The organism is Ferrovum sp. PN-J185 (assembly GCF_001581925.1).
GTDB lineage: Bacteria > Pseudomonadota > Gammaproteobacteria > Burkholderiales > Ferrovaceae > PN-J185.
Genome location: NZ_LQZA01000001.1, coordinates 451,040 through 465,514, shown reverse-complemented (window position 1 = coordinate 465,514; position 14,475 = coordinate 451,040). Strand labels below are relative to the sequence as shown.

Sequence of the window (14,475 nt, the reverse complement as noted above, 5' to 3'; positions counted from 1 at the left end):
ACCCATAGATTAGGAGTCACTCCAACGCTTACGTCCCTGACCTTGGCTCTGGTTTTGAGGACGTGGTCGTCTGGCGAAACCATCTTGCTGTTTTACCCCGTCAGGAAAAAAACGTGATTGGGTATGAAGCGGTGCTTGATCACCAAACATCGATTTATTGCGTCTAGCCCCTTCAGTACGAGGACGAGCTACTCCATCTGTACGAGGACGAGCCACTCCATCTGCACGATGACGGGCTGCGCCATCTGCACGTGGAGGACGAGCTACTCCATCAATACGAGGACGACCTGCTGCATCAGGACGTGAACGAGACACACCATCAGAGGCTGAGCGTGGACGAGTAACACCATCATAACGTGGACGCTCATCTTGCAAGAAGGCAGGTTGACCACCATCGAAACGACGTTTTTGAGAATGACGTGGCTGTCCTTCATTCTTATTAGAACCAAAGGAACGCCCACCAGCGCCAGCACCATGCCCATGACGTTGCCCTTGTGGTTTGCTCTTCTGGGGTTTAATCGGACGTTGTGGCTCAAAACCGGGAACGGTGTGAACATTAATAGACTTACCGGTGAAGCGTTCAATCTTTTTAAGATGCATGAGATCGCGACTTCCTGCTAAGGAGATAGCAGTTCCTTTTTTTCCTGCTCGCCCTGTTCTACCAATACGGTGCACATAATCTTCAGCCATTTTAGGTAAATCATAGTTGATAACATGCGAAATACCAGGAACATCAATCCCTCTAGCAGCAACATCGGTGGCTACTAACACACGAAAACGTCCTTGTCTTAATCCATCCAAAGTTCTGTTTCTTGCACCTTGATGCATATCACCATGTAATGCAGCGGCACGATGCCCCATACCAGCCAAGTCACTAGCTAATAAATCAGCATCACGTTTTGTGGCTGTAAACACAATTGCTTGATTCACTTCAGTATCCGTTAGCAAATGCGCTAACAAACGATTTTTATGTGCCAAGTCATCAACATAATGTAAACGCTGCTCAATATTTTCATGAGAGGCATGTAATTCAGTGGCCTCAATACGTACAGGATTTTTGAGTAATTGATTGGCAAGACGTAAAATCTCGCGATCCATGGTTGCTGAAAAGAGTAAGGTTTGACGGTTTTCAGACACGGCGCTAGCAATCTCTTCAACATCATCAATAAAACCCATATCAAGCATACGATCTGCTTCATCAAGCACCAACATCTCAACTTTTGATAAGTCAATACGTCCTTGATTCATTTGATCTATTAAACGTCCCGGTGTTGCCACTAATATTTCATAGGGTTTGGATAACATACGGTTTTGTACGTGATATGAAGTACCTCCCAAAATAGATACGATACGCACCTGTTTTAGGTATTTGCCGTATTTTTTAGCGGCCTCAGTGATTTGCGTTGCTAATTCACGAGTAGGTGACAAAACCAGTAATCGTGGACCACGGCCTGCGCCTTGAGTAGTAGAGAGCTTATGTAAGGCAGGCAACATAAAGGCAGCCGTTTTACCTGATCCAGTACGAGAAGTGACCAACAAATCAGAGCCGTTTAACAAAGCAGGGATAGATTGGGCTTGTACGGGGGTGGGCACAGTGTAGCCAGCCTCGTGTACCGCGCGTGTAATACGCTCGTCTAAGGGTAAATCATTAAAAGTAATTTCAGTGGTTTTTTCGTTCACAATCAATTTTCCAATATAAAAGTGCACCCTAGGAGAATTAACAAACACTTCTCCGAATCTCATCAGAGCACAAGATACATAGCGGAAACGTCCGCCGGTCAATGTCACTAACCGGCAAACCAGAAATTCGATGGTTGAAATATGGAGGTCAGAGACAACTTAAGTAAACTGAGTTACTTGCGAGCACTATACCGGATTTTCAGATAGATGCAAGTTTTTTTATTTATAGAGGTTTATAATCTTAAGGCTAATTAAGATTAATTAAAGAATTATCCTTTACGATTGTAAAATATTCTACACAATAGGGAATGACATCATGAATGCAGCGCATACTAAAATTCCAGCAACGCTTATTCCTGGAGATGGTATTGGTCCAGAAATTGTTGAATCCGTAGTCACTTTATTAGATGCTATTGACGCTCCTTTTGAGTGGGATAAACAAATTGCAGGAATGGCTGCAGTAAATGAACATCTTGACCCTCTACCTGAACCGACTTTAGCAAGTATTCGACGCACAGGGCTGGCTCTTAAGGGTCCTCTAACTACACCTGTCGGTGGCGGTTTTCGTTCAATAAATGTGCGCTTAAGAGAAGAGTTTAAGTTATACGCAAATGTTAGGCCGGCCAGTACTCAAATGCCTGGTGGACGTTATGAAGATATCGATATTGTCCTTATTCGAGAAAACCTTGAAGGGCTTTATGTGGGGTTTGACCACTATATTCCCATCGATAATGACCCACACGGAGCAGCGATTTCCTCCGGCGTAAATACTCGAGCAGGAAGCCGCCGTATTGCTCGTTACGCTTTTGATTATGCTGTAAAAAATAACCGTAAAAAAATAACCATTGTTCACAAAGCCAATATTCTAAAAGCACTAACAGGTATTTTTTTAGAGACCGCTCTGGAAGTGGCCAAGGATTATGGTAATTCAATTCAAGTTGAAGAGAGAATTGTAGATGCCTGTGCTATGCAACTTGTCATGAACCCTTCTCAATTTGATGTGATTTTAACAACCAATTTATTTGGTGACATTCTTTCCGATGAAATTGCAGGTTTGGTGGGCGGTCTAGGACTGGCACCTGGAGCTAATATTGGTGAACATGCAGCTATCTTTGAAGCAGTTCATGGCTCTGCTCCTGATATTGCTGGACAAGGTATTGCTAACCCTATGGCATTACTCTCCGCTGCAGCCATGATGTGTGATCATGTACAACGTAACGATCTTGGCGTTAAGATAAGACAGGCGATACATGACGTGCTGGTTGTCGATAATATCCGCAGCAAAGACTTGGGAGGGAATGCGAACACCAAAGAGATTACTCAAGCATTACTTAAGCGTTTAAAAGGGTAAACAGAGTTGCTAAACAGACATTCAAATAACTTTTTAAAGCTGTATTGGTTATTAGGTGGGTTAGCTGTGTTGAGCTTTTTACCTTCGCTGTGGTTTTACGTAGTGGGTGAGGAAGGGGTTTATACCATTGGTGCGATGGAAATGTGGATGCGTCACGATTATCTGCATCAAACCACCTTCGGCGAATTCTATAATAGACCTCCCATGATTGTATGGGCTATCGGAATGGTGGCAACACTCACCGGCTTCAAACAGATTGTTCTTGCAGCGCGCTTAGTGAGTTTACTATCAACCTTAGGGATGGCTTTCTTAACCGGCATCCTCGCTCGTTTAGTTATTAACGATCGAGGATTCATTTTATTCTCTAGTCTGATTACATTAACCTTAGGAGATTTATTCTTTTATCGTGGCTGGCTAGCCTATGCAGACCCATTGTTAGGTTTTTTTACCATGGCATCGATTACTCTTATGGTCTTTGGTCTGAAATACAATTCTCCATTTAAATTATTACTTAGTGGGATTTTTATAAGCGCCGCTTTTCTTACAAAATCTCTCACTCCATTTGCTATCTGGTACTCAGCTTTATTCGTTTTATCTTGGGATCACAAGAATAAACGTCTTCATTATGCTCGAGGTATATGGTTAATTATTCCTATTCCTGTATTGATTGCAGTGATCTGGTTTGGTGTTGTCAATCAACACCAACAAATGGGGCAATCTATGATGAGCGATGTCATACAAAAGGTGTTTGCATCTGAATCAATAGTGAGTTATGTGAAAAAGATAATTATTTTCCCCTTTAATACCGCACTGAATTTGTCTCCTTGGGTGCCACTAGCATTAGTTATACTTATCATTAAACGCCGTATTAATCACCCACTTATTCAACGCCTGTCATGGCTAGTTATTATTAATCTACTTCCCTATTGGCTTGCTCCACAGAGCCATATACGCTATTTAATCAGTCTTTATCCATTAATTGGTATTGTTTCAGCTTATATTATTTGGGTTAATCAAGACGCACTTCAGCCATGGATAAAACGATTATTGATTACTGAGGTTACTTTAAAGTGTATTTTTGTTTTATTTCTCTATCCTTACTATCAATCACATTTTAGAGGGCTAAATTACACTAAAGTGGCACAAGACCTTTTACATACCGCTGACAACCTACCCATTTACACGACAGATGGCAGATCCGTTGGCCTCAATGTGGTGAATGAAATTGATCGTGTTGAGTATGGCAAGAGATTTATAACAATACCACCGTTAGATTGGCAGAATGCCTTTTTGTTGTCTATGACACAGACTACAAATGCCACACTCTACCAAACGCTTAAAATTACTGGTGACACAATCTATGTGTATTGCCGTGGGACAGCCTGCCAAAGACCATCCCACTTGAATAATAATTACTGAGATATGGCGCTAAACCCAGTACTAGAAGAAGTAGATCCCCCAACCGCCACATAAGAGAAAGGAACACTACCAAAGTTTCCATTAGGCACAAAACTACCTGAAGTGGATGTAATAGCATTTAAGCTGGTGTTTGCAGCAACAGTATATTTCGACCAGTTAACCCCATCTGTACTGACATAAACGTTACCTGTGTTACTGGTGGCAACAAATTGAGTGTTATTATTTCTGGCCTCAAGGTTTCTATTAATAGCATATATTGAAGTCAAACTATCACTACCAATGACACTTGATGTTTGTTGTGTCCAAGTATTACCATCAGTACTGGTTACAACGGTACCATTATCACCTACCGCTACAGCGATTGGGGTAGTGTTATTAGGTGGATTAACACTTAAGTTGTTATAAATCGTGTAAAGCGTAGTATTGGGGCTACAGGCTACACCGTGTAAAGTGGTAGTCACAGGGCTTGCAGCAGCTTGCCATGATGTGGTTCCATTAGCATCAGTAGTACGGACTATAACCCCACCCTGCCCTACCGCAACCCACTGATAACCATTAGGCAGTCCGCAGCTTCCGATATAATTAACACCCTTCAGGTCATTATTACCAGCCGTAAATACTTGCGCCCAATTCTGTGCGTCTGTGGTATTCCAAATTGCCCCTGCAGAGCCTACAGCCACAAAAGTATTATTAGCATTATTGTTATATAACTGCTGTGTGCCTGCTACAGCATAGAGTGTGGTTGAATTATTAGGCTGAGTGGTTGCAGCACTCCAGACAGCATTTTGTGGGGCCCAATTGTTGTTAGCATCAACAACGTTAGTTAACCCATAGAGTGTGGAATTACCTACACCTACAGTTTGACTGGTGTAACACAATTTCCCGCCTGCACCTACGGCGTAGAATGTGTTGTTATTGGAGGCAACTCCATACAACGTATTTGTTCCAATATTACATGCGCTGGTTGTTGATGAGGGCTGAATAGTCCAACTTATTCCATCAGGGCTAGTATAAATTTCTCCGTTATTACCCACAGCCACATAAACATGGATTGTCGAGCTATCGGCAACAGAGGTAGTCGTCGAGTCACCAAAAGCAACAGCATTCATAGTAACTGACGGACAATTAGCTGCACATTGTTGCGTCCAGCTGGTAGCAGACAAACGTGGCGTCAAAATTAAATCATTTGACTGTGGGCCTCCAGGGCCATTAGCGTTGCCTGCATGGGAATTCGATACCATGCTGGTTGTTAAACCATTAGTCAGGTTACCCACAATAAATAATGGTACCGCGTTGGTGTATCCCTGCTGAGGTGCATTAGGAGGATTATTAATATCAATCACTTGATTGGTTTGAGTAAACCATAACCAATAAACAATACCACTCAACGGTGTCCAATTTATTTGAACTTGTCCATCTCCGGGATTACCGCTAATCACCGGGGGAGGCGCAGGGCTCCCACCGCCGCCACCACAACTTGCTAAGCCAAGAGATAAACTTAATACCAGAAAAAATTGGGTCCAAACACGCTTAATCATAAAAAACCACTATTTTTTAGAGAGTTGGAGCAGATTTGAGAGCTGCTTCATAATCATCATATTTTAAGAAACACCTATTTTGCACGATGCCGCAGGATTAAACAACCTTCTTAACTTAATGAACCATTTGATTGATTTCCATGATAGGCATCATGACAGCCAACACAATTGTTGCCACCATTAATCCCATAAATAAAATAAGTAAAGGCTCCAATAAAGTAGTCATTAACAGTAAACGTCTTTCTAAATCCCGCGACTCGGTTTGTGCGGCCCGATGCAGCATATCTGATAATTGACCAGTGCTCTCACCGGACTGAATTAACTGTAGTAAGACAGGAGGAAATTGATTGTAAACGGCTAGCGCTCTTGCTAACCCACTGCCTTCTCGCACTCTTGAGGCTGCATCAATAATATTTGCTCTTAATGAAGAATTAGTAAGCGTATCAGCTGCCCCCATTAATGCTGCCAGGATCGGTACCCCACTTGTTACTAAAATGGAGAGGGTACTGGCAAAACGCTCTGTGTTATACCCTCTAATTAGTCGACCAAAAAGGGGGAAGGTCAGTAACCGTTGGTCCCAATTAAGACGAATAACAGGGTTTAATAATAATCGTTTTAAAAACCCAACCAACAACACTATGATTAATACAATCAACCATCCCCAATGAATTAACAAATCGGAGAAAGCAATCATAATACGCGTTAATAGAGGTAATGTTTGATGGTTATGAATAAAGACAGAGACAACCTGTGGTACCACATGGGTCATCAAGAAAGTAACAATACCCACAGCAACAAAAGAGACGATTGCCGGGTAAGCAAATGCCATCATGACTTTTTGCGTTAGCTGATCGCGTGATTCTGCATAATCAGCCACCTTTTCCATTACCCATCCCAATTGACCACTTTGCTCTCCTGCTGCAACCAATGCAATTAACGTTCCCGGAAAATGTGTTGCTTGCTCTTTCAAGGCTGTACCTAAAGTAGAACCTGACACCACTGATGAGCGAAGTGCTAACACGATCTGGGATACAAAGGGTTTTTCCGTTTCACGGGCCACAGTACTTAATGCCTCATCAAGGGCGATCCCTGCATTAAGGAGACTCGCTAATTGACGTAATAATAAAACACGATCACTGGAGGAAAGTTTTTTCCGAAATACTGAAAAACCAGAGGAATGCTTACTTTTTTCTTCTACTGCACCTACTTTGGTGGTAAGAATACCTTTTGACTTAAGTACACTTCTGGCATGGCGTATTGTGTCAGCTTCAATATTACCTGTCTGCTCAGCGCCATCTTGATCAACTCCAGAAAAGTAAAATAGTGGCATTATTCACTACCAGTAACACGGATTAATTCTTCTTGTGTGGTGATACCAGCATCAACTAAACGCTGCCCATCTTGTTTCAAGGTAATCAACCCTTGCGTTAGTGCATACTGCCTCATTTGGTCTTCACTCACTTGCTGGTGAATTAAGCGACGTAATTCATCATCGAGTACTAACAACTCATAAATACCCGTTCTACCTAAATAACCTGTTTTCCCGCAATGGTCGCAATGATTGGATTCATCAATTGCTGCATGACAGACAGTACATGCTCGTCTAACCAAACGCTGCCCCAATACAACAATTAAGGAACTGGCTAACAAAAAAGGCTCCACACCCATATCAATTAAACGAGTGATAGCGCTCACTGCATCATTAGTATGCAATGTGGCTAACACCAGATGTCCAGTCAAACTGGCTTGCACAGCGATTTGAGCAGTCTCTGCATCACGAATTTCACCAATCATAATGACATCAGGGTCTTGACGTAAAATAGCCCTGAGTGCCTTAGCAAAGGTCATGTCTATCCGAGGATTGACTTGAGTTTGGCCAATGCCATCGATGTTATATTCGATAGGATCCTCAACAGTCATAATGTTGGTACTATGATGATCAAGTCGACTTAAAGCAGCATAAAGAGTGGTTGTTTTACCGCTACCAGTAGGTCCAGTGACGAGGATAATACCGTGCGGACGCAAAATGAGTCGATCAAATTGATTTAATGTAGTTGATGCCATACCCAGATGGGTTAGGTTAAGCTTGCCGCCTTCTTTATCTAATAGCCTCAACACCGCCCTTTCCCCAAAACCTGTAGGAATAGTTGAGACCCTAATATCAAGTGCTTTACCAGCAACACGTAAAGCAATACGACCATCTTGAGGTAATCTTTTTTCAGCAATATCAAGCTGTGCCATAATTTTAATACGAGAGACTAAGGCTGCATGTAACGCTTTTTTAGGTCGGACCACATCACGCAGTGTGCCATCAATTCTAAAACGTACCACTGAAGTATGTTCGCCTGGTTCAATATGGATATCTGAAGCACCTTGTCTTGACGCTTGAGACAATAACGCATTAATCATACGAATAATTGGTGCATCATCCCGCGATTCAAGTATATCCTCCACGGCAGGAATATCTTGCATCAAACGTGATAGATCTACCTCTTCTTCAGCTTCCCCCACCACTTGAGCAGCCTCACTCCCAGCATAACTACTATATGCCTCTGTGAGAGCCTGTTGCCATACCTCATCGGCAATTAATTTAATGGTTACATCACTAAAATAGCGTTGAATCTCAGTTATAGCCTGATTAGACGTCTTTGAATTCACCCAAACCAATAACCCATCCTGCGACTGTCCAACCACTAACACTTGATGCTGTTTGGCAAAATTATAAGGCAATAATTTTGCAGCCACCGCAGAGATCCCCTCACTCATTAAGGTTTATCTCCGTTAGCTTTTGAGCCAGGAAGAGGGATTGCTGTGGGCGCTTCATTGGCTTTTTGAGGATTAATAAAAGTACTACCTCCCTGATTACTGTTAGGTAAAGGTGTTAGCGTTTCATTAGATAATACGTGTATATGAGGTTTGAACGTATCGCGAACCTCTTTAATGAGATCATAACGGTCATTTGTCAGACTATCACTTTGTTCAGTATCGCGAATAATATACGGTCTTAAAAAGAGCATCAGATTCTCTTTAACGCGTGTTTTAGCCTCATAGCGAAACAATCCACCTAATATAGGGATATCTCCTAAAAAGGGAGTTTTCTCTTCAGTATCTTGATAACTATCAGACAATAACCCCCCTAACGCCACTAGCTGCCCATCTTCTACCAAGACATTTGATTCAAGAGAACGTTTATTGTAGGTTGGGCCATAGGTATTGTTTGTTGTGGCAGGATCAATCGTAGATGACTCTTCATATATTTGTAATTTAACTAATCCCCCTTCGGAGATTTGTGGTTTGATTTTCAATATCAAGCCAATATCTTGTCGATCAACGGTGGTAAAGGGTGCAACAGTTGATAAACCAGTTGTCTGAGCATACTGCCCCGTTACAAATGGGACGTTAGTAGCAATAATTATCTGTGCAATTTCATTATCAAGGGTGAGTAGATTGGGAGTTGATAAGACATTAACTCCGGTAATGGTACTTACAGCTCGAGCCAATCCTGCTAGAGTCGGCGTACCATTATAGGTATGTAATATACCCACATTCGTACCGGGTGCTGGTAGTACGGTACTAGAAGTTGCGGTTGCACCAAGACTAGTTAACGCCCCAGCACTGGTCCCTAAGGTGGTAATGTTGCCACCAGGCACCGATGCATTAAAATTGGTACCAACAAAGGTTTGCGTTGACCCACCACCTAATAGAGCTTGTAATTGAACACCAAATTCTTGGGCTTTGTTATCAGCCACTTCAACAATCATTGATTCCACATAAATCTGCGCACGACGTGAATCTAATTTATCAATGACATTACGAAGATTGTTATAAACATGTTCATTGGCTGTAATGATAATTGAGTTCGTTGTGGGGTCAGCTTGAATCATACCGGCAGGGAGTGTACCAGCATGACCTGAACCACTCCCCCCGGCCCCCCCCGTTCCTGAACCAGAGCTCACTGAGGTATCGATACTAGGTGCACTAACCATAGGGTTAGTGGTTGCAGAGGAAGTTGGCGTTGCTCCTGCTGTGCTAGCGCCTGTAGAGTTAGAACCTACCCCTGTAGAAATCCCACCCATACCACCTCCTGGTGCAAAAGAAGGGGTGGACGGCGATTTTAAGATACTCGTATCCATAGAAATAATGCCACGTAATGTCTGGGCTAATCTAATGGCTTCTGCATTTTTTAACGGTACCACCCAAATATTACCAGGGCGCGCACTCTCAACATCCAATTTTTCTATTAAACCTTTTATTTCATTCGCTCGTGTTACAGTTGGCGCACGTAAAATAACACTATTTGTTCGTGTATCAGGAATAGCAGTAGTCAATAGGTTAGGTTCATTACTGACCCCTTTAATTTGACCTAACTGATTAATTAACTGAGCAATATCAATTGCTAAACCGTTTTTAATCGGAATAATCTGCACTTCATTAGATAAAGGGGTGTCAATAGCTTGAATAATTCGTTGTATACGGCGTAGGTTTTCAGCGTAATCTGTTACAACTAAAGTATTGTTAGCAGGATAAGCGGTAATACTATTATTAGCCGAAATCAAAGGTCGAAGTACTGGAATTAAGTTATTAGCTGATTCAAACTTTAACCGAAATACCTGAGTTAACAACTGATCCCCCTGAGTGGCAACCTGCACCTGCCCTCCTGTTCCTGCAGCATCAACGGCTACTTGAGAGCCTTGCAGTTTAGCATCTGCCTCAGGGACCACCTTATAACCATTACTTGATTCAACAAGGGTATAACCTTGAAGGCGAAGGGTAGTAGCTAAAGTAGACAACGTTTCTTTCTTAGTTAAAGGACGGTCACTTGTAAGAGTAATAGTTCCCTTTACTCTAGGATCAATAAGAATTGCCTTATTGACCGCCTCTGCTACTGCTTTAATCACGCCTTGTATATCTGCATCAGTAAAATTTAAGCGAATTAAATCCCCCTCATTACTAGGACCAGCTTGCGCTAAGGCTTGAGTCGCTGCTTGAGGCGGGGTAACACTTGATGCCCATACCGAACAAATTGGCTGCATAGCACAACAGAGAATCACTATATTTTTTAATTTTAATAAGCGCATATTAACTCTTTAAAAATGAAGATGAGCCACTCTCCCATTGAATTCACCCATCAATAATAATAAACCACCCAATTGCTCTTCCATGCCAACAACAGCTTTTGCTTCACCATTAAATTGGATTCCCTTACTTCCTAAGACACCCTGTCCGTCGATGAGCAAAGGACCCGTTTCAGTAGTGACTTCATAGTGCCCACCAATCGCTGCAAACACACCGGTAATTTTATACGATCCTAACTCAGGAAGTGGAGAAATTGCCGAACGAATCTGCTTCAAATCGATTGTAAAATTAACCGACTGCTGTAAATGATAGTCAACACTATCAAGTAGAATAGCTTGCCATTGAACACTCACCTCTCCACTTGGTTTTAATGTATGTGCAAGCCCTCCAACCACTTCTAATAATTGTGCTGGAAAATTACAAGCCCCAGCGCTAATCATTATACGCTTTAAGTTTATTAATACGCTGAGTGGCTGGTTAAGGGTTTTATATTCAATATCGTTGATAGTCCACTGCATACCACGCAAAGTAAATACACTATCCCATTGCATGCGTCCTGGCAAAAGTTGCCAATTTGTATTGGTAACTTGAAAGGCCACCTGTCCTGATCCAGACCATAAGGTGCCTGATACATTGACTAAGCGCACCCTATCATGACTCACTCTGTTAACAATCGGTTGCCAGTAGGTAGCAGGAGCACTTGCTACTGAAGTAATAATTGTAATAACCAAACCAAGTAAAACCACCAGCCATTTGTATCGACTTAATACATTAGCCATGTAACTCTGCAATTAAGTTAACTTGTCCTGGCTCTACAGAACGTGTTGCGGTTAGCACATCAACTTCTAAAAGTGTTTTTTTATGAAGCTCTTCTAATAATGCAATCCAATCACTGAAAGTAATATTTTTACCGGTTAACTGCCAACGATGATGCTTATCATCACTGATATTTGTTATGGTTATCCCCTGTAATCCGTGTTGTTTTGCAATAACTTGTATGAGAGCGTCAATCTGACGAGGATCTCTTAAAATTGCTTGTTGTTGAAAATGTAGCCCGCCAATTTCCTTTGCCATAGATTGCATATTAGCCAAAGACTGACGGTGTTCAATCAGCTCTTTATGAGCTTGTTTAATTCCATTTTGAGCTGGTTCTATCAATATAAAGTAATACAACAAGCAACTTAAAAGAAAAAATAAAGAAACCAGAAGATTACGTTCTCGATCATTAAGCCCCTGCCACAAACGAGCTGTTTCTCTAGTTGTTCGCTCAATTATTTGATCTGCCATGTTCCACCTCCTACATTATTCAAAATGACATGGTTGCTTTGTGCATCTTGTTTAACCATATCAATATTTATACCTGGTTTTAACGTCACTTCTAATAAACCATGATGGTAGTTAATTTTACTTACCGCATCAGCCGGTTGATGAACCATGATATGAGACAACTTAGCACACAAGACTACAAAATCTTTATCATTCGTTGACGCTGATTGGTTAGCTACCTGCCATTCATGCCGAAGTGCCAAATAAGGATCAATGTCTTTAGGTAATTGCGGAATAACCTTTTGTGCTATGTTGCGCTCTTCATTTAGTAACTGATGTTCTTGATAGAGTAAGGACACCCAATATAAATTAACGCCAACTGTTTCTATGATGAGTGAAATAAAAAATAAAACAATCACACTACGCCAGCGTATCCATTGAGCACGCCAACCTAAATGCTTATCAACAAACTCGAATTGCCTTAAATCAATGTACGGGTCAGTTAAGAGATGCAATCGATCAAGTAGAGAAGTATTCAGTATCTGGGTATGTTCAATATTATTTTGCTTTAGATAAGCGGGATCATTTAATGGTACCAATAGTGTCTGATGAGCTAGTTCTCGATAACAGGCCCAAGAAAACTGTTGAACAGAACGTGACTCACTTATTTGCACTAAAGAACCCACCTCTTGAAAATAACTGGCAGGAATTATTTTTAATGGCCCACGCTGAACAAACTCGTTAAAAGTACTGAGGATATGTCTTAACCACACTCTATCGATTAAAGCAAAAGCCATGTGTGCTGGATTATAGGTGTCACGCCATATAGCCACATGATTTTTATCAAAATACATCACTTCATCTTCTAACAAACTGGGTAAAGTTTGTAAAAGACGTTGTCCTGACAATGATTTTAATGCCTCAACGGTTTTTTCAATAATGAGTACATCACGAGGATGAGTGATAAGAACAGTTTCTTGAGAAACAGGTAATTCATCAATATAAGCTGTACCTTTCTGTAAGGTATGATAGGGAGAATGATTATGTGTTAAAGAAAAATTGAGTGGTTGATTAAAGATATCCTCTTCTTCCCCACGCGGTCTTTCAGGTAATTCAATCCATAAAATAGTCATTATTTATACCCCATCAAAGGAAAGTCCTAATGGGTAGCCATTATTCATTTGTAATACGTTGGTGGCATTGTATGTTGACTGGATTCTGGATATTAATGCGTAACGACGCATAATTAGCTCTTTTTTCCTAAGTTGTTCTAATACATAAAAATAATTGGTTTTCACGTCAATATTTCTTTGTGTAACTGGTACCCAAGATGGTACACGGGTTTTGATTCTTGCGCTTAAAGTCGCATAATCTGCAAAATATCTTTGCGTCCGTTCAGTAACAAGTTGCTGAGCAATATCAATTGGTAAACCTAGCGTTGTCGATAATACCTCAGCTGAAGCTGTATTAATATTCAGCGCTGTAGGTTGCGGTAGTAACACAACCATCTGCTCAAGAGCCAACAACTGAGTATCTGTTATACCTGGAATAACTGTTTTTATATCAGCTACTGACAGTGGTGGGAGAGGTAAATCACGCTCTTCACTAAGAGGCTGATGACTACTTAATAACCACTGGGCAACGGTGCCTGCTAATTGAGGATCAATACCCACGTGCTGTAGAATTCTCGCAAACATCAGAAGTGCTTCAGTATTAATTTTAATTGCAGTAATAAATCCTGAGTTATTTTGATTGTTAGCAATATCGATTAATGAAGTTAAATTGAATCTGGCATTGGCATCAACAATATGTCCTGCAAAATAAGTCTCTTGATCAGTAGAAAAGGTGTTACCAGATAGCGCTTGTGTTTTTAAAAAGTCAGCAAGAGAGGTTTCACTAATAGGAATTGACCATACTTCACCCAAATGATCAACTTGTTTAGTTTGATATAAATCTTCTTTTAATATTAAGCGCGCCCAATCAAGAGCTCCTTCCCCAAGCCAGTTCATTTGATCTCTTAATCGTTGATTATCAAGCGACTTTAAACGGATTTCCTCACTTGATAGCAAACCTGCGACAATTGTGGTTGCCAATACCACTACTAATAGTGCTGTTAGAATAGCCGCCCCTTTTTCACGTTTCATT

At 41.3% G+C, this 14,475-nt stretch carries 11 protein-coding genes; 2 read left to right on the top strand and 9 right to left on the bottom strand.

The genetic code is table 11. From position 1 onward, the window contains the following. Positions 1-9: 9 nt before the first annotated feature. The gene (locus tag FV185_RS02255; protein ID WP_229347198.1) at positions 10-1,680 is read right to left on the bottom strand and encodes a DEAD/DEAH box helicase; all 1,671 of its coding nucleotides are present in this window, start codon (positions 1,678-1,680) and stop codon (positions 10-12) included. 316 nt (positions 1,681-1,996) lie between these two features. Between FV185_RS02255 and FV185_RS02250 the strand changes: the two genes are divergently transcribed. Together FV185_RS02250 and FV185_RS02245 are read left to right on the top strand one after the other, a co-directional pair. Beyond that, complete coding sequence (locus tag FV185_RS02250; RefSeq protein ID WP_067493145.1) at positions 1,997-3,031, top strand: isocitrate/isopropylmalate dehydrogenase family protein; 1,035 nt, start codon at positions 1,997-1,999, stop codon at positions 3,029-3,031. A gap of 6 nt (positions 3,032-3,037) precedes the next feature. After that, positions 3,038-4,450: an ArnT family glycosyltransferase gene (locus tag FV185_RS02245; RefSeq protein WP_067493143.1), complete on the top strand. Its 1,413-nt coding sequence runs from the start codon at positions 3,038-3,040 to the stop codon at positions 4,448-4,450. Here FV185_RS02245 and FV185_RS02240 read toward each other — a convergent pair. The 8 genes from FV185_RS02240 to gspK all read right to left on the bottom strand — a co-directional run bounded on the left by FV185_RS02240 (position 4,444) and on the right by gspK (position 14,474). Continuing rightward, positions 4,444-5,988, bottom strand: a complete 1,545-nt coding sequence (locus tag FV185_RS02240; RefSeq protein ID WP_067493141.1) for a sialidase family protein — start codon at positions 5,986-5,988, stop codon at positions 4,444-4,446. The genes FV185_RS02245 and FV185_RS02240 overlap by 7 nt on opposite strands. Positions 5,989-6,103: 115 nt before the next feature. After that, on the bottom strand, positions 6,104-7,318 hold the full coding sequence (gene gspF, locus FV185_RS02235; protein WP_067493139.1) for a type II secretion system inner membrane protein GspF: 1,215 nt from the start codon (positions 7,316-7,318) through the stop codon (positions 6,104-6,106). Next, the gene (gene gspE, locus FV185_RS02230) at positions 7,318-8,754 is read right to left on the bottom strand and encodes a type II secretion system ATPase GspE (RefSeq protein ID WP_082786988.1); all 1,437 of its coding nucleotides are present in this window, start codon (positions 8,752-8,754) and stop codon (positions 7,318-7,320) included. Before gspE ends, gspF begins: the two co-directional genes overlap by 1 nt. Further along, positions 8,754-11,066 (bottom strand): type II secretion system secretin GspD, encoded by a 2,313-nt coding sequence (gene gspD, locus FV185_RS09360; protein ID WP_082786987.1) that lies wholly within the window; start codon positions 11,064-11,066, stop codon positions 8,754-8,756. The genes gspE and gspD overlap by 1 nt, the downstream gene beginning before the upstream one ends. A gap of 9 nt (positions 11,067-11,075) precedes the next feature. Further along, positions 11,076-11,843, bottom strand: a complete 768-nt coding sequence (gene gspN, locus FV185_RS02225) for a type II secretion system protein N (RefSeq protein WP_067493137.1) — start codon at positions 11,841-11,843, stop codon at positions 11,076-11,078. Next, on the bottom strand, positions 11,836-12,351 hold the full coding sequence (gene gspM / locus FV185_RS02220) for a type II secretion system protein GspM (protein ID WP_067493135.1): 516 nt from the start codon (positions 12,349-12,351) through the stop codon (positions 11,836-11,838). The genes gspN and gspM overlap by 8 nt, the downstream gene beginning before the upstream one ends. Then, positions 12,336-13,463 (bottom strand): type II secretion system protein GspL, encoded by a 1,128-nt coding sequence (gene gspL / locus FV185_RS02215; protein WP_067493133.1) that lies wholly within the window; start codon positions 13,461-13,463, stop codon positions 12,336-12,338. The genes gspM and gspL overlap by 16 nt, the downstream gene beginning before the upstream one ends. A 3-nt stretch (positions 13,464-13,466) precedes the next feature. After that, entirely contained in the window at positions 13,467-14,474 is a 1,008-nt protein-coding gene (gene gspK, locus FV185_RS02210) for a type II secretion system minor pseudopilin GspK (protein WP_067493131.1), read from the bottom strand. Position 14,475 lies beyond the last annotated feature (1 nt).